Source organism: Pantoea eucrina, from assembly GCF_001691555.1.
Taxonomy (GTDB): domain Bacteria; phylum Pseudomonadota; class Gammaproteobacteria; order Enterobacterales; family Enterobacteriaceae; genus Pantoea; species Pantoea borealis.
Genome location: NZ_MAYN01000008.1, coordinates 1859408 through 1876452 on the forward strand (window position 1 = coordinate 1859408; position 17045 = coordinate 1876452).

Below are 17045 nucleotides of genomic sequence, written 5' to 3' on the forward strand. Positions count from 1 at the left end.
ATACCCGTAGGGGTCGCATTAATGCGACCCTGGTGTATTAATGCGCGTCTGTGGGGGGCATTACCGTACTGCGGAAAACGAAAAAAGCGCCCGTTGGGCGCTTTTTTCTGAATCTGGTGGGTCGTGCAGGATTCGAACCTGCGACCAATTGATTAAAAGTCAACTGCTCTACCAACTGAGCTAACGACCCGCTGTGGAAGCGGCTTACAACTTTAAACTTGATGGTGGGTCGTGCAGGATTCGAACCTGCGACCAATTGATTAAAAGTCAACTGCTCTACCAACTGAGCTAACGACCCATCAAGGTTGTGAAGCTAACTGAAGAACCCGTCTGAACCTGTGGTTGAGATGGTGGGTCGTGCAGGATTCGAACCTGCGACCAATTGATTAAAAGTCAACTGCTCTACCAACTGAGCTAACGACCCATCTTCAGCGCTGCCGATACGTCTTTACATATGTCCCGGCAACGGCGGCATATATTACTGATTTAGCGGGAGGGCGCAACCCTTATTTTCCCGCAAATGACTCAACTGCTTACCTTTCAGGCGGCAAGACCAGAAATCAGACGAAATCTGGTCTTTTTTGTACACATTACAATCCGGCCAGCCGTTTTTGCGCCTGTTTTGCTGATTCACTATTTGGGAACTGCTTGATCACCTGCTGATAAACCGCTTTGGCTTTTGCCGTGTCTTTTTTATCCTGCATGATCACGCCAACCTTAAACAGCGCTTCCGCCGCTTTCGGTGATTTAGGGTAGTTCTTTACTACCGTGGCGAAATAATAAGCGGCATCATCCTTCTTGCCCTTATTGTAATGCAGCTGCCCCAGCCAGTAATTAGCATTGGGCTGATAGGTAGAGTCAGGATATTTCTTCACCCATGCCTGCAGCGCAGAGATAGCCTGATCGTACTGCTTCTTCTCCAGAATCAGCGCGACGGCAGCGTTGTAATCGGTGTTTGCATCGCCGGTTTGTGCGGGTGCAGCAGCTGTATTACTGCCACCCGCATCAGCGTTTCCCGCGGCGGCACCGGCGCTGGCAGCATCCGCGTTACCGCCGCTCTGTGCAGCGGATTGGCTGCTGCTTAGCGTATCGAGCTGCTGATAAAGCTGCTTCTGGCGCTCAACCGCCTGGTTAAGCTGATAGCTGTTCTGCTGGATCTGCCCGCGCAGGGAGTCGATATCGCTCTGGTTATCGCTCATCTGCTGCTGCAGCTGCTGCAGCAGCTGTGCCTGGGCATTGGAGATACGTTCAAGAGTGGTGACACGGTCTTCGACCGAGCCTGAGCCAACGCTACTGATTGACGCCTGGGCATTAGCGGCCCAGGGGGCCGCTACGCCAACCAGTAACGACAGACCCGCAAGGGATAGTCTGAAGTTACTAATCATGTGATTCTCTTAGTAAACCAGTACGGCACGACGGTTTTTAGCATATGCTGATTCGTCATGGCCCAGTACGGCTGGTTTCTCTTTACCGTAAGATACGATAGACATCTGATCGGCAGAGACGCCTTTGCCCTGCAGATACATTTTCACTGCGTTAGCACGACGTTCGCCCAGGGCGATGTTGTACTCTGGCGTGCCGCGCTCATCCGCGTGACCTTCGATAGTCACTTTGTAAGACGGGTTGCCGCGCAGGAAAGCTGCGTGCTGATCCAGCATCTGAGCGTAGTCAGACTGCACGTCATACTTGTCCAGACCGAAGTAAACGATGTTGTTCTGCTGCAGCTGCTGCATCTGCAGACGCGCCTGCTCGTCAGAAGACATGTTGCCGCCGTTCATGCCAGCGCCAGAGCCCGCACCATACGCACCATCAGTACCCATACCGGACTGATCGTTGTTGTTGTTTTTGTGTGAGCTACAGGCAGCGACTGCAATTACTGGCAGAGCCAGCATCAAACCCTTCAGCATTTTGTTCAGTTGCATTTCTTTATCCTATTATTTTGTTTGCCATACATTGGCTCCCCCGCCTGAGAGGCAAGGGAGTGATGCATCACAGATACGGCGACCAGGCAGGTGATTTTACCTGTCCATCAGTTGCCGGAAGACGCGCTTTGAAACGCCCGTCAGTTGAAACCAGCTGCAGCACGGATCCCATCCCCTGAGTAGAGCTGTAGATAACCATGGTGCCGTTTGGTGCCAGACTTGGCGTTTCATCCAGGAACGTGTCCGTTAACGTTTGAACGGCTCCCGTTTCCAGATCCTGTTTGGCGACGTGCTGCGCGCCACCGGCGCTGCTGATCATCACCATGGTTTTACCGTCGGTCGACACATCCGCATCCTGGTTCTGTTTGCCTTCCCAGGTAATGCGTTGTGGCGCGCCGCCGTTAACACCGACTTTATAAATCTGCGGTGCACCCGCCTGATCCGAGGTATACGCCAGCGTCTGGCTATCCGGGAACCAGGTTGGCTCAGTGCTGTTATAGCGGCCGTCCGTTACCTGGCGGATCTGGCCTGAGCCCAGGTCCATCACATAAAGATTCAGGCTGCCCGTTTTAGAGAGGGCGAAAGCCAGCTTAGATCCATCCGGTGAAAAGGATGGCGCACCGTTGTGACGCGGGAAAGAGGCAACCTGACGAATAGCGCCATTCGCCAGCGTCTGGATCACCAGCGCTGACTTGCCGCTCTCAAAGGTAACGTATGCCAGCTTGCTGCCGTCCGGTGACCAGGCCGGTGACATCAGCGGCTGCGGTGAACGGTGTACCACAAACTGATTGTAACCGTCGTAATCAGACACGCGCAGCTCATACGGGAACTGACCGCCGTTAGTCTGCACAACATAAGCAATACGGGTGCGGAACGCACCTTTAATGCCGGTCAGCTTCTCAAACACTTCATCACTGGCAGTATGCGCCGCATAGCGCAGCCACTGCTTCGTCACTTTGAAGGAGTTTTGTGCCAGCACGCTGCCCGGCGCACCACCGGTGTCAACCAGCTGATAGGCAACCTGATAGCTGCCATCGGCGTTAGGCGAGACCTGGCCGACGACCACGGCATCAATGCCCAGCGCGCTCCAGACGGCGGGCTGAACTTCCTGCGCGCTGCCGGGCTGCTGTGGCAGACGTGAGCGATCCAGCGGATTGAATTTACCGCTGTTACGCACGTCAGCTGCCACAATGCCGCCGACATCTTCCGGCGCCGCACCAGGTCCGGCCCATTTAAACGGTACTACACCAATTGGACGGGCAGTATTAACGCCCTGCGTAATTTCAATGCGTACTTCTGCGTGCAGCATGGCGGCCCACAGCAGTACAAAAAAACCTAAGGTTACACGAAGTGCCTGCTTCATCTTATCTCCCTTACCTGAACCTGAGTTCACGATAATTCGCACAGTTCCTGAAAAAACACGAGTATTTTATAGAATACGGCAAGCTAACCTTAGTTCAACCTGCCGTACGTTACTGCATTATTGCGGCCTGAAACGCATTGGTGCGTTTTTAAACACTTCATACACCGCCTGCGAAGGCGGCTTAGGTATACGCGCCTGCTTCGCGGCGGCAATAGCAGCCTGACAGAGTGCCGGATCGCCCCCTTCCGATTTCACATCAATCAGCAGCCCATCGGGTGCCAGCTTGATGCGTAAATCGCAGCTCTTGCCGCGATAGAGATCGGCATCATAGAAGCGGCTCTGAATGGCGCTGGTGATCTGGCCCAGATAGGCGTTAACCTCGGCACCCGATGCCCCCGCCTTCTTCTGATTGCCCTGCCCTGCTGCACCACCGCCGCCGGCTGCAGCGCCACTCTTCGGCGCATTTTTACCGGAGGAGAGGCCGCCCAGCAGATCGTCAACATCGCTTTCGCCCTGCGCGGCTTCAGCCGCCGCCTTTTTCTTCGCGTCCGCTGCTGCTTTGGCTTTCGCCGCGGCATCAGCTTTTGCTTTAGCGGCTGCATCCGCTTTCGCTTTGGCAGCGGCGTCCGCTTTCGCTTTCGCCTCAGCGGCCGCCTTCTCTTTTGCCGCCTCAGCTGCTTTCTCTTTAGCCGCTTCTGCCGCTTTTTCTTTCGCCGCTTCTGCTGCTTTCTCTTTGGCTTCCTGCGCAGCTTTGGCTTTCGCCTCTGCTGCTGCTTTGGCTTTGGCATCGGCCGCGGCCTGCGCTTTCGCTTCCGCCTGCGCTTTGGCTTTTGCTTCAGCCGCCGCTTTCGCCTGCTCGGCTGCTTTCTCTTTTGCGGCATCCGCTGCAGCGGCTTTCGCCTGCTCTTCTGCCTGTTTCTTCGCCTCGGCTGCAGCCTGTTTCGCTTCAGCCGCTGCGGTTGCTTTCGCCTCAGCCGCTGCTTTAGCGCGCGCGTCTGCTTCTGCTTTCGCATCCGCTTTCGCCTGTGCAGCAGCCGCTTCAGCCGCTTTCTGCTGTTCCTGAGCCTGCTTTGCAGCCGCTTCGGCCGCTTTCTGCTGCTCAGCCTGCTGTTTCGCCTGCTCTTTCGCTTCCTGCTGCGCCTGCAGACGCTCTTTTTCCAGCGCTTTCAGACGCTGCTGCTCAGCGGCCTGTTTCTGCTGTAGCTCTTCTGCCTGCTGCTGCGCCTGCTTTTTCCGCTGCTGTTCTGCACGCTGGCTGTCGCTCTGCTGATTTTGCTGACGATTATATTGTTCAACCACAGCACCGGGATCGACCATGACGGCATCAATATCGCTACCGCCGCCACCGCCGCTCGCTTCAATATGTTCGTTGAACGAGCTCCAGATCAGCAGCGCAATGAGCACGATGTGCAGCGCCACCGAAACGATGATTGCGCGTTTCAACTTCTGGTTCTGTTCGGTTGCCTTCGACACTCTCGGTTCCCAAAAACAAGTCGCGTTAAATCGGCTGCGTCATCAGACCGACTGATTTGACGCCAGCCTGATGAAGCAGGTTCAGCGCTTTAATGATTTCGTCGTAAGGCACATCTTTGGCCCCGCCAATCAGAAACACGGTTTTAGGATTGGCTTCAATACGACGCTGCGCCTCACTGACCACCTGCTCCGGCGGCAGCTGGGTCATACGATCGTGATCCACCACCAGGCTGTACTGTCCTACACCGGCCACTTCAACAATCACCGGTGGATTATCATCGCTGGCAACCGTTTTAGAGTCAGTGGCGTCCGGCAGATCAACTTCCACGCTCTGCGTAATGATTGGCGCGGTTGCCATAAAGATAAGCAGCAGCACCAGCAGTACATCGAGCAGCGGAACAATGTTGATTTCCGACTTAAGATCGCGGCGTCCGCGACCACGGGTTCTGGCCATCGTAAACCTCGACTTACTTCGTATTGTCGCTAGAGAAAGCCTGACGATGCAGGATAGCCGTGAACTCTTCCATAAAGTTATCGTAACCCTGCTCCAGCTTGTTAACGCGCTGGTTCAGACGGTTATAGGCCATGACCGCCGGGATCGCGGCAAACAGGCCGATCGCAGTGGCGATCAGCGCTTCCGCGATGCCCGGGGCCACCATCTGCAGCGTGGCCTGCTTGACTGCGCCCAGCGCGATGAAAGCGTGCATGATCCCCCATACGGTACCAAACAGACCGATATAGGGACTGATTGAACCCACGGTACCGAGGAAAGGAATGTGGGTTTCCAGCGCTTCCAGCTCGCGGTTCATGGAGATACGCATAGCGCGGCTTGCCCCCTCAACCACCGCTTCCGGCGCATGGCTGTTTACGCGGTGCAGGCGGGCAAACTCTTTGAAGCCGGCGTAGAAAATTTGTTCAGATCCGCCCAGTTCATCACGGCGTCCCTGGCTCTCCTGATAGAGACGCGAGAGTTCGATACCGGACCAGAACTTATCTTCAAACGCGTCCGCTTCGCGCCCTGCCGCATTCAGAATGCGCGTACGCTGGATAATGATTGCCCAGGAGGCAATAGAAAAGCCGATCAAAATCAACATGATAAGTTTGACCAGAAGGCTCGCCTTCAGGAACAAATCAAGAACATTCATGTCAGTCACTGCTTGAACTCCGCGACAATAGACTTGGGAAGCGCAATCGGCTTCATCAGGTGTGGGTTAATGCAGGCGATCAGGACATCCGCCTCGTTGAGCACTCTGCCTTCAGCATTGACGATACGCTGGGTAAAGGTCATGGTCGCGCGGGTCATTGAGGTCACTTCGGTCTGTATCTCCAGAAGGTCATCAAGGCGAGCCGCGGCGATGAACTCCACCGTCATGCGCCGTACCACAAATGCGACCTGCTCTTCTAACAGGACGTGTTGATTGAAATGGCGCTGACGCAGCATTTCGGTACGTGCTCGTTCATAAAAAGCAAGATAGCTGGCGTGGTAAACCACCCCTCCGGCATCGGTATCTTCATAGTAGACCCGCACCGGCCATCGAAACAGCGTTGTACTCACTCTACATCCCGGTCTCATTTTTAAACGTTGCTACTATACGCAAGAGCGATCCGCTTGGGAATGGTCCGCCAGAGCCAGAAGAAAATAATTATCTGACGGTAACAACCAGAAGGAATTACTCAGGGTTTCCTGACCTGTTGCTGACAAAACTTCTTGTCTGTAGTCAGATATTTACGCCATACGCAGGCATAAAAAAAAGGGCCCGTCCGGGCCCCCTTTTTTTACCACACGCCTCGCCTTAACCATCAGGCGTTCTCATCCTGCGCGCGGCGCGCTTCACTCTGCTCCAGCGCCAGTGCGGTGACCACACCCAGCGCACAGGCCAGCAGCGTGCCGAGGATCCAGGCAAAATACCACATGCGAAAGCTCCTTAATCAGTAGAGAGAGTGCGTGTTGCGCTCAATATCATCTTGAGTAATACGACCGAACATTTTGTAATAGCACCAGCTGGTGTAGGCCAGAATGAGCGGTACAAAAATAAGTGCGGCGATGGTCATAATCTTCAGCGTCAGCAGACTGGAGGTCGCATCCCAGAGGGTCAGGCTGCTACCCGGCACGGTGCTGGAGGGCATAATAAACGGGAACAGCGCTATTCCGGCGGTCATAATGACGCAGGCCAGCGTCAGGGAAGAGAAGAAAAATGCCCAGGCGCCCCGCTCACTGCGCGAGCAGAGTAGCGTGAACAGCGGCAGTACCGCGCCCAGCAGCGGAAACGCCCACAGCAGCGGCATCTGCTCAAAATTACGCAGCCAGGCCCCCGCTTCGCGCACCACCTCTTTGCCCAGCGGATTAGAGGCGGCATGGTGATCGATCGCGCTTTTCACCACATAGCCGTCGATGCCATATTTCACCCATACACCCGCCAGCACAAAGCCTGTCAGCATCACCAGCGCACCGACCTGTGCCGCGCTGCGCACGCGCAAATGCAGATCGCCGCGGGTACGCATCTGCAGATAGGTTGCGCCCTGAGTGAGGATCATCGCCACGCTAATCACACCTGCCAGCAGGCCAAACGGATTGAGTAGCTGGAAGAAATTGCCGGTATAGAACAGCCGCAGGTAGCTATCCGCATGAAATGGCACGCCCTGCAGCAGATTACCAAAAGCCACCCCTATCACCAGCGGCGGCACAAAACTGCCCGCAAAAATGCCCCAGTCCCACGCAGTACGCCAGCGTCGGTCTTCAATTTTGGATCGATAATCAAAACCTACCGGACGAAAAAAGAGTGAAGCCAGCACCAGAATCATGGCGACATAGAAGCCTGAAAAGGCGGCGGCATAGACCATCGGCCAGGCGGCAAACAGTGCTCCCCCGGCGGTGATCAGCCAGACCTGATTGCCGTCCCAGTGTGGTGCGATGCTGTTGATCATAATCCGGCGCTCGGTATCGTTGCGCCCGATAACAGGCGTCAGCATACCGACCCCCATATCAAAGCCGTCGGCCACGGCAAACCCGATCAGCAGTATGCCAATCAGCAGCCACCAGACAAAACGTAACACTTCATAGTCAAACATGGTTGCTCTCCTTTAGCCGCGCACCGGCTGTGTGGCGATCTGCGCTGATTCATGGTGATAGCGGCCGGTTTTCAGGCTGGCCGGCCCCAGACGGGCGAACCGGAACATCAGATACATCTCTGCCACCAGAAACAGCGTATAGAGTCCGCAAATCAGCGTCATAGAAAACAGCACATCTCCCACGGTCAGCGAAGAGTTCGCTACGGCGGTGGGTAACACTTCACCAATTGCCCACGGCTGGCGCCCGTACTCAGCAACAAACCACCCCGCTTCGATAGCCATCCACGGCAGCGGGATGCCATACAGGGCGGCTTTCAGCAGCCAGCGCTGCTGACCGATCCGGTTACGGATCACACTCCAGAATGAGAGTGCGATAATCGCCAGCAACAGCGCGCCGCACAGCACCATGATACGGAAAGCAAAATAGAGCGGTGCCACGCGCGGAATGGAATCTTTAACGGCCTGTTGTATCTGCGCCTCACTCGCGTCGGTGACCGCCGGGGTGTAGCGCTTAAGCAGCAGACCGTAGCCAAGATCCTGCTTACTGGCTTCAAACGCGCGGCGTACAGCCGGGTCCTGGCTACCGCTGCGCAACGCATTGAGCAGGCCATACGCTTTAATGCCGTTACGGATGCGCACCTCGTGCTGCGCCAGCAGTTCTTTCAAGCCGGTAACGGGTTTATCCACTGAGCGCGTGGCGATAAGGCCAAGCAGATACGGAATCTGAATCGCATAGCGGTTCTCCTGCGTCTCCTGATTGGGTATGCCAAACAGCGTAAAGGCAGCGGGCGCCGGCTGGGTCTCCCACTCCGCTTCAATGGCGGCCAGTTTGGTTTTCTGGACATCGCCCATCTCATAGCCCGACTCGTCGCCGAGCACAATCACCGAGAGCACCGCTGCCATACCGAAACTGGCGGCAATGGCAAAAGAACGGCGGGCAAACGCCACATCGCGTCCTTTAATCAGATACCAGCCGCTGATCCCCAGAACAAACATAGCGCCGGCGGTGTAGCCCGCTGCCACGGTATGCACGAACTTCACCTGTGCAACCGGATTAAGCACCAGCTCTGAAAAGCTCAGCATTTCCATACGCATGGTTTCTGCGTTAAATGCTGCGGCGATGGGGTTTTGCATCCAGCCATTGGCCACCAGGATCCAGAGCGCAGAGAGATTGGAGCCCAGCGCCACCAGCCAGGTGACCGCCAGATGCTGAACTTTGCCCAGCCGGTCCCAGCCAAAGAAAAACAGGCCGACAAAAGTGGATTCAAGAAAGAACGCCATTAACCCTTCAATGGCCAGCGGCGCCCCAAAAATATCGCCAACGTAGTGAGAGTAATAGGACCAGTTAGTGCCGAACTGAAACTCCATGGTGAGTCCGGTAGCCACGCCCAGCGCAAAGTTGATACCAAACAACTTGCCCCAGAATTTGGTCATATCTTTATAAATTTGTTTGCCCGACAGTACATAGACGGTTTCCATGATCGCCAGCAGAAATGCCATACCCAGCGTTAATGGCACGAACAGGAAATGGTACATCGCCGTCAGGGCAAACTGTAAGCGCGACAGCTCGACAATATCTAACATGATAACTCCTTGCTCTTCGCATGCTGCTGTATTGCCAGACGGTAAATGGCGCAATAGCACGCAGGAAAGGCTGATTATTAATCCCGGTTTTTATTACCTGCAGATAGCGCAATCTGCGGCCCGAAATGAGCGAGTAATGGTGGTGATAATTCCCTGAAAATATCGCCTCATATTTCCGCCATGCAGACGTCAGCGTCAGATGCCACAATATTGATCTGCGGGCATACGACTCAGATGGCTGTTATTCGGGACGAAATTATGAATTGATGCAGCGCAATTTATACCGGCTGGGTTGTTTTTAGCCAGCAGAAAACTTTGCTATAACACGCTATTATTTGATCTGGATTAAGATATAAAGTTTACGAATATGTAGCCTGAAAGGTGTTGTTAATGCGATGTCAAAATATGCCGGATTTATTAAAATTGCGATTACCTTTTTTGTTATTAATTAACGTTGACCGCCAGCAGATCGAATAATCAGGAAATCAGCCGCGCCGCAGGCATAAAAAAAGCCACCCGCAGGTGGCTTAAGCTTATTCATTCAGCGCAATCAGTTAGCAGGCAGAACCGCTTTTACCGCGTCGCCGATATCTGCCAGGCTGCGTACGGTTTTCACCCCGGCCGCTTCCAGCGCAGCAAACTTCTCGTCAGCCGTACCTTTACCGCCGGCAATGATGGCACCAGCATGGCCCATACGTTTGCCTTTTGGCGCAGTTACGCCAGCGATATAGCCGACAACCGGCTTGGTAACGTGCTCTTTGATAAAGGCGGCCGCTTCTTCTTCCGCGCTGCCGCCGATTTCACCGATCATTACGATCGCTTCGGTCTGCGGATCGTCCTGGAACATCTGCAGAATATCGATGAAGTTAGAGCCTGGAATCGGGTCGCCGCCGATACCCACACAGGTAGACTGGCCATAGCCAATATCTGTGGTCTGCTTAACCGCTTCGTAGGTCAGGGTCCCGGAACGTGACACGATACCCACGCGGCCCGGCTGATGGATGTGGCCTGGCATGATACCAATTTTGCATTCGCCCGGCGTGATAACGCCAGGGCAGTTAGGACCGATCATGCGCACGCCTGCTTCATCCAGCTTCATTTTCACGGTCAGCATATCCAGCGTCGGGATACCTTCAGTGATGGTGATGATCAGCTTGATGCCCGCGTCGATCGCTTCCAGGATACCGTCTTTACAGAACGGTGCCGGAACGTAGATAACCGTGGCCGTTGCACCGGTTGCTTCTACCGCTTCACGCACGGTGTTGAACACCGGCAGGCCCAGATGAGTCGTACCGCCTTTACCTGGCGTTACGCCGCCAACCAGCTGCGTGCCATAGGCCAGCGCCTGCTCTGAGTGAAAAGTCCCCTGGCCACCAGTGAAACCCTGGCAGATGACTTTGGTGTTCTTGTCGATCAGAATGGACATTATTTACCCTCCGCTGCAGCAACAACACGCTGTGCGGCGTCTGTCAGGCTGGTTGCTGCAATGATGTTCAGACCGCTGTCCGCCAGTTTCTTAGCGCCCAGCTCAGCGTTGTTACCTTCCAGACGTACCACTACCGGCACGTTGACACCCACTTCTGCCACGGCACCGATGATGCCATCAGCGATCAGATCGCAACGGACAATCCCGCCGAAGATGTTAACGAATACTGCTTTTACAGCATCGTCAGAAAGGATGATTTTGAAGGCTTCTGTTACGCGCTCTTTGGTTGCGCCGCCGCCGACATCAAGGAAGTTCGCTGGCTGGCCACCGTGATGCTTCACGATATCCATGGTGCCCATCGCCAGACCCGCGCCGTTGACCATACAGCCAATGTTGCCTTCCAGCGCGACGTAGTTCAGCTCCCACTGCGTTGCATGTGCTTCGCGTGGATCTTCCTGGCTTGGATCGCGCATTTCGCGCAGTTCAGGCTGGCGGAACAGCGCATTGCCGTCGGCACCCAGTTTGCCATCGAGGCAGATCAGGTCGCCCTGTTTGGTGATCACCAGCGGGTTGATCTCAACCATCGCCAGATCGCGCTCCAGGAACATGGTGGCCAGGCCCATAAAGATTTTGGTGAACTGGCTGACCTGCTTGCCGGTCAGACCCAGTTTGAACGCCAGTTCGCGGCCCTGGTATGGCTGCGGACCCGCTAACGGGTCAAGCGCCATTTTGTGGATCAGGTGCGGGGTCTCTTCCGCCACTTTTTCAATTTCCACGCCGCCTTCGGTTGATGCCATGAAGATCACACGGCGCGTGGCACGGTCCACAACCGCACCCAGATAGAGTTCCTGATCGATATCTGTTGCCGCTTCAACCAGGATCTGGTTAACCGGCTGACCCAGCGCATCTGTCTGATAGGTCACCAGACGTTTGCCCAGCCAGTGCTCAGCAAAGGCACGGATCTCTTCTTTACTTTTCACTACCTTCACGCCGCCCGCTTTACCACGGCCACCGGCATGAACCTGACATTTCACTACCCACGGGCCTGCGCCAATTTTCGAGGCGGCTTCTTCGGCTTCACGTGGCGTGGTGCAGGCATAACCAGTCGGTGCTGGCATACCATACCGTGCAAACAGCTGCTTCGCCTGGTATTCGTGTAAGTTCATGATGTTCTATCCATTCAGATCTGAAACAGTTAAATGTGGGCGCGCATCGGTGCGCGCCCGGCGAAAATCAGACATCCAGCAGCAGGCGCGCCGGATCTTCCAGCATCTCTTTCACTGCAACCAGATAGCCTACCGATTCACGGCCATCAATCAGACGGTGATCGTAAGAGAGCGCCAGATACATCATCGGCAGGATCACCACCTGACCATTCACGGCCATCGGACGATCTTTAATGGCGTGCATGCCCAGAATGGCACTCTGCGGCGGGTTGATGATTGGCGTTGACATCAGCGAACCAAATACACCGCCGTTGGTAATGGTAAAGTTACCGCCGGTCAGCTCTTCAACAGTCAGCTTGCCGTCACGTCCTTTCACCGCCAGCTCTTTAATTTTCTTCTCGATGTCCGCCATGCTCAGCGCATCCACATCTTTCAGCACTGGTGTCACCAGACCGCGCGGGGTAGAAACGGCGATGCTGACATCGAAGTAGTTGTGGTAGACCACATCTTCGCCATCAATAGACGCGTTCACTTCCGGGAAGCGTTTCAGGGCTTCAACGACCGCTTTGATGTAGAAGGACATAAAGCCCAGGCGTACGCCGTGACGTTTTTCAAACGCCTCACCATACTGCTTGCGCAGATCCATGATCGGCTTCATGTTGATTTCGTTGAACGTGGTCAGCATGGCTGTGCTGTTTTTCGCTTCCAGCAGACGCTCAGCCACGCGTTTGCGCAGGCGGGTCATCGGCACGCGCTTCTCGCTGCGGTTGGCAACCGGGGCCGTAGCCGCCGTGTCAGCAGCCGGTGCAGCTTTCGCTTCCGGCTTCTTCGCCAGGTGCTTTTCAATATCTTCGCGCGTCAGTCGGCCACCCACGCCGGTGCCTTTGATCTGACTGGCATCAAGATTATTTTCCGCAATCAGACGGCGTACCGCAGGACTCAGCGCGTCGCTGCTCTCTTCTTCCAGCGAAGCAGACTGACGCTGTGCCGGTGCAGATTCATTGCTCTCAACTTTCGATGAGGTCTCTTTCCCGCCGCTGTTGCCCTCTTTCAGGCGACCGAGCAGCTGGCGCGAGGTGACGGTGGCACCCTCTTCTTCCAGCACGGCTTCCAGAATACCATCAGCAGCAGCAGGAACTTCCAGCACCACTTTGTCGGTTTCAATTTCGACCAGCACTTCATCACGGCTGACTGCATCGCCAGGTTTTTTGTGCCAGGTTGCAACCGTTGCGTCCGCTACGGATTCAGGTAAATCGGGAACGAGAATTTCTACGCTACTCATTTTCTTTCCTTTTTATTAACCAAGGTTCAGCGCGTCGTTGACCAGGTCTTGCTGCTGTTGTTGATGTACGGACATATAGCCCACGGCCGGTGAAGCAGATGCCGGACGGCCTGCGTAACGCAGCGACGCACCAAAGGGAACCACTTCGCGGAAATGATGCTGACTGCAATACCATGCGCCCTGATTCAGCGGCTCTTCCTGACACCAGACGAAATCCTTAACATGGGCGTAATCTTTTAACGCTTCCTGTACCGCTTTGTGCGGGAAAGGATAGAGCTGCTCGATGCGCACAATGGCCACATCGCTCTGCTCGTTTTTACGGCGCTGTTCCAGCAGATCGTAATAGACCTTGCCTGAGCAGAGCACCACGCGTTTAACCTGCTGCGGATCGAGCGCGTCGATCTCGCCAATCGCTGGCTGGAAGCTGCCGTTTGCCAGGTCGTCCAGGCTGGAGATCGCCAGTGGATGACGCAGCAGCGACTTCGGTGACATCACAATCAGCGGACGGCGCATACCGCGCAGCGCCTGACGACGCAGCATGTGGTAAACCTGAGCCGGTGTGGATGGCACGCAAACCTGCATATTCTGTTCAGCGCAGAGCTGCAGATAACGCTCCAGGCGTGCTGAGGAGTGTTCCGGGCCCTGGCCTTCATAGCCGTGCGGCAGCAGCATGACCAGGCCACACATACGGCCCCACTTCTGCTCGCCCGAGCTGATGAACTGATCGATAACGACCTGTGCACCGTTGGCGAAGTCGCCAAACTGCGCTTCCCAGATGGTCAGCACACGCGGCTCCGCGGTGGCGTAGCCATATTCAAACGCCAGGACTGCCTCTTCTGACAGCACGGAGTCCCACACCTTGAACTGACCCTGACCATTATGGATATGGTGCAGTGGCGTATAGGTAGAACCATTGAGCTGATTGTGGATCACCGCATGGCGGTGGAAGAAGGTACCGCGTCCGGAGTCTTCGCCGGAGAGACGCACCGGAATGCCCTCATCCACCAGCGTGGCGTAGGCCAGATTCTCTGCACCACCCCAGTCAAACGGCTTGTTGCCTTCCGCCATCTCTTTGCGATCGTTATAAATTTTGGCTACGCGCGACTGCACTTCAACCGCTTCCGGAACCGTGCTGATACGGCGCGCCAGCTCCTGCAGACGTTTCAGTTCAACCGTTTCCGGGTAGCTCTCATCCCACTCGTGGTTAAGATAAGGTGACCAGGTAAAGGAGTGCAGGCTCATCGGACGCCATTCCGGCACCACGCATTCACCGGCATCCAGCGCATCGCGATAGAGGTTAACCAGTTCGGTCGCATCTTCCTGTGAAGCCACGCCCTGGCTCTGCAGCTGATCGGCGTAAAGTTTACGCGGCGTCGGATGCTTTTTGATTTTCTGATACATCAGCGGCTGGGTCGCACTTGGCTCATCCGCTTCGTTATGGCCGTGACGGCGATAGCAGACCAGATCGATAAAGACATCGCGCTTAAAGGTATTGCGGTAGTCGAGCGCCAGACGGGTAACGAAAGCAACGGCTTCCGGATCGTCTGCGTTAACGTGGAAAATCGGCGCCAGCACCATCTTACCGATATCAGTACAGTAAGGCGTGGAGCGCGCATCTTTCGGGTTCGACGTTGTAAAACCGACCTGGTTATTGATGACGATACGCACCGTACCGCCCACTTCATAACCACGCGCCTGCGACATGTTCAGGGTTTCCTGTACCACGCCCTGGCCAATGACCGCCGCGTCACCGTGAATGGTGATAGGCAGAACTTTGTTACTGCCCGGCTCAGCCAGACGATCGAGGCGTGCACGTACGGAACCCATGACAACCGGGCTGACAATCTCCAGATGCGACGGGTTAAACGCCAGTGCCAGATGCACCAGGCCCCCTTCCGTTTCCACATCAGAGGAGAAACCCATGTGGTACTTCACATCACCGGTACCCAAATGTTCTTTGTGCTTGCCGGCGAACTCATCAAACAGATCCTGCGGCTTTTTGCCCAGTACGTTGATCAGCACGTTCAGACGTCCGCGGTGCGCCATACCCAGCACCACTTCACGCGTGCCGCTTTTGCCGGCGTGGCGAATCATCTCACGCAGCATTGGCACCAGCGCATCACCACCTTCCAGTGAGAAGCGTTTGGCACCGGGGAATTTGGCCCCAAGATATTTTTCCAGCCCTTCGGCTGCGGTCAGCTCTTTCAGGAAGCCTTTTTTCTCTTCCGCGCTGAATGAGGCCTGTCCCGCCACTGACTCAAGACGCTGCTGGATCCAGCGTTTCTCTTCAGTGTTGTTGATGTGCATATACTCTGCACCAATCGATCCGCAGTAGGTCTGCTGCAGCGCGGCGTAGAGATCGGCCAGCTTCATCGTCTCTTTGCCAATAGCAAATGAGCCTACGTTGAAGCTTTCCTGAAAATCGGCGTCGGTCAGGTCGTGAAAGGCCGGATCGAGATCCGCCACGATATCCTGTTTCCACAGGCCAAGCGGATCAAGATTGGCGTGCTGATGGCCGCGGAAACGGAACGCGTTAATCAGCTGCAGGACTTTAACCTGTTTGGAGTTAGCGGCCGGATCGGTAACGGTAGAGGTGTAGCGGGTGGCATCCTTCGCCAGGCGGCGGAAATAGTCACGCGTCGTGGAGTGGAACTGCTCTGGTTTTACGCCGGTACCTGGCAACTGCTGGAACAGGTCGCGCCACACTTCATCAACAGAGTCAGGATCGGTCAGGAAATCCTCATAGAGTTGCTCTATGTAAGACTGGTTCGCGCCGGCCAGCCAGGAGGAGTCCAGCCAGGGTTTCATCGCGCTGTTCTGCATTGTGATCCCTTAAGCATCAAGCTGCTTTTTATGAGGTTTCATTTGTTGCCGCTTTCACGGCTTGCCGTAGTGAGTTCAGCGATACGAACCTGTGCGCTACCGGCGCCGGGCCCGTAAGGGAACCTTTATAAGCGTGGTCAGCACCGCGCTTATAGAGGCTTCCATACGCTGCCGGGAACCTGGGTTCCCGGCAGGACTTCTTAGCTTTACGCCCCGCGCTGCAGCAGCATCGACTTAATATGGCCGATGGCGCGCGTTGGGTTCAACCCTTTCGGACACACGCTCACACAGTTCATAATGCTGTGACAGCGGAATACGCTGAAAGCATCACTCAGATTGTCGAGACGCGCATCCGTTTCCGTGTCGCGGCTGTCAATCAGGAAGCGATAAGCAGCCAGCAGGCCGGCCGGACCGATAAATTTATCCGGGTTCCACCAGAACGACGGGCAGGAGGTTGAGCAGCAGGCGCAGAGAATACACTCATACAGGCCATCAAGGTGCTCGCGCTCCGCCGGGCTCTGCAGATGCTCACGCGCCGGCGGGTTCTCACCGTTGTTCAGCAGGAACGGTTTGATTTTCTCATACTGCGTATAGAACTGGCTCATGTCGACCACCAGATCGCGCACGACCGGCAGGCCTGGCAGCGGGCGAATCACGATCTTTTTACTGCCGTTGCCCAGTGCTGAGACCGGGGTAATGCAGGCCAGACCATTTTTGCCGTTCATGTTCAGACCATCTGAGCCGCAAACCCCTTCGCGGCACGAGCGACGAAACGCCAGCGTTGGATCCTGCTCTTTCAGACGAATCAGCGCATCCAGCAGCATCATGTCGCGCCCGTCTTCCGACTCCAGGGTGTAATCCTGCATGCGCGGCTTGTCATCGACGTCCGGGTTATAACGGTAGATTGAAAATTCGAGTTTCATCATGACCTCCGCAA

The 17045-nt window shown here is 55.5% G+C and carries 15 protein-coding genes and 3 tRNA genes; all 18 read right to left on the reverse strand.

Translation table 11 applies throughout. From position 1 onward, the window contains the following. Window positions 1-114: 114 nt before the first annotated feature. Window positions 115-190 (reverse strand) — tRNA-Lys (locus BBA90_RS14850). 32 nt (window positions 191-222) lie between these two features. Next, window positions 223-298, reverse strand: a tRNA-Lys gene (locus BBA90_RS14855). 50 nt (window positions 299-348) lie between these two features. After that, a tRNA-Lys gene (locus tag BBA90_RS14860) sits at window positions 349-424 on the reverse strand. Between the two features lie 166 nt (window positions 425-590). Further along, on the reverse strand, window positions 591-1385 hold the full coding sequence (cpoB, locus tag BBA90_RS14865) for a cell division protein CpoB (RefSeq protein ID WP_065649833.1): 795 nt from the start codon (window positions 1383-1385) through the stop codon (window positions 591-593). Window positions 1386-1394: 9 nt separating this feature from the next. Beyond that, window positions 1395-1922, reverse strand: coding sequence for a peptidoglycan-associated lipoprotein Pal (gene pal, locus BBA90_RS14870; protein WP_065649834.1), 528 nt, complete (start codon window positions 1920-1922; stop codon window positions 1395-1397). Between the two features lie 67 nt (window positions 1923-1989). Beyond that, window positions 1990-3285, reverse strand: coding sequence for a Tol-Pal system beta propeller repeat protein TolB (gene tolB / locus BBA90_RS14875; protein WP_065649835.1), 1296 nt, complete (start codon window positions 3283-3285; stop codon window positions 1990-1992). A gap of 117 nt (window positions 3286-3402) precedes the next feature. Then, a complete protein-coding gene (gene tolA, locus BBA90_RS14880; protein WP_065649836.1) occupies window positions 3403-4758 on the reverse strand; it encodes a cell envelope integrity protein TolA in 1356 nt (451 codons plus the stop codon). A gap of 25 nt (window positions 4759-4783) precedes the next feature. Next, entirely contained in the window at window positions 4784-5212 is a 429-nt protein-coding gene (tolR, locus tag BBA90_RS14885) for a colicin uptake protein TolR (protein ID WP_039383244.1), read from the reverse strand. Between the two features lie 13 nt (window positions 5213-5225). Beyond that, window positions 5226-5912, reverse strand: coding sequence for a Tol-Pal system protein TolQ (gene tolQ, locus BBA90_RS14890; RefSeq protein WP_039383242.1), 687 nt, complete (start codon window positions 5910-5912; stop codon window positions 5226-5228). Beyond that, window positions 5909-6313, reverse strand: coding sequence for a tol-pal system-associated acyl-CoA thioesterase (ybgC, locus tag BBA90_RS14895; protein ID WP_039383240.1), 405 nt, complete (start codon window positions 6311-6313; stop codon window positions 5909-5911). The genes tolQ and ybgC overlap by 4 nt, the downstream gene beginning before the upstream one ends. Before the next feature lie 245 nt (window positions 6314-6558). Beyond that, entirely contained in the window at window positions 6559-6672 is a 114-nt protein-coding gene (cydX, locus tag BBA90_RS14900; protein ID WP_065649837.1) for a cytochrome bd-I oxidase subunit CydX, read from the reverse strand. Between the two features lie 15 nt (window positions 6673-6687). After that, window positions 6688-7827 (reverse strand): cytochrome d ubiquinol oxidase subunit II, encoded by a 1140-nt coding sequence (gene cydB, locus BBA90_RS14905; RefSeq protein ID WP_065649838.1) that lies wholly within the window; start codon window positions 7825-7827, stop codon window positions 6688-6690. A 12-nt stretch (window positions 7828-7839) separates the two neighbouring features. Next, the gene (gene cydA, locus BBA90_RS14910; RefSeq protein WP_065649839.1) at window positions 7840-9411 is read right to left on the reverse strand and encodes a cytochrome ubiquinol oxidase subunit I; all 1572 of its coding nucleotides are present in this window, start codon (window positions 9409-9411) and stop codon (window positions 7840-7842) included. A 550-nt stretch (window positions 9412-9961) separates the two neighbouring features. After that, the gene (sucD, locus tag BBA90_RS14915) at window positions 9962-10837 is read right to left on the reverse strand and encodes a succinate--CoA ligase subunit alpha (protein WP_039383236.1); all 876 of its coding nucleotides are present in this window, start codon (window positions 10835-10837) and stop codon (window positions 9962-9964) included. Then, a complete protein-coding gene (sucC, locus tag BBA90_RS14920) occupies window positions 10837-12003 on the reverse strand; it encodes an ADP-forming succinate--CoA ligase subunit beta (RefSeq protein WP_039383235.1) in 1167 nt (388 codons plus the stop codon). Before sucC ends, sucD begins: the two co-directional genes overlap by 1 nt. 67 nt (window positions 12004-12070) lie before the next feature. After that, complete coding sequence (odhB, locus tag BBA90_RS14925; RefSeq protein ID WP_065649840.1) at window positions 12071-13285, reverse strand: 2-oxoglutarate dehydrogenase complex dihydrolipoyllysine-residue succinyltransferase; 1215 nt, start codon at window positions 13283-13285, stop codon at window positions 12071-12073. Window positions 13286-13300: 15 nt separating this feature from the next. Beyond that, on the reverse strand, window positions 13301-16108 hold the full coding sequence (gene sucA, locus BBA90_RS14930; protein WP_065649841.1) for a 2-oxoglutarate dehydrogenase E1 component: 2808 nt from the start codon (window positions 16106-16108) through the stop codon (window positions 13301-13303). Window positions 16109-16314: 206 nt separating this feature from the next. Next, on the reverse strand, window positions 16315-17031 hold the full coding sequence (locus BBA90_RS14935) for a succinate dehydrogenase iron-sulfur subunit (protein WP_065649842.1): 717 nt from the start codon (window positions 17029-17031) through the stop codon (window positions 16315-16317). Window positions 17032-17045: the final 14 nt, after the last annotated feature.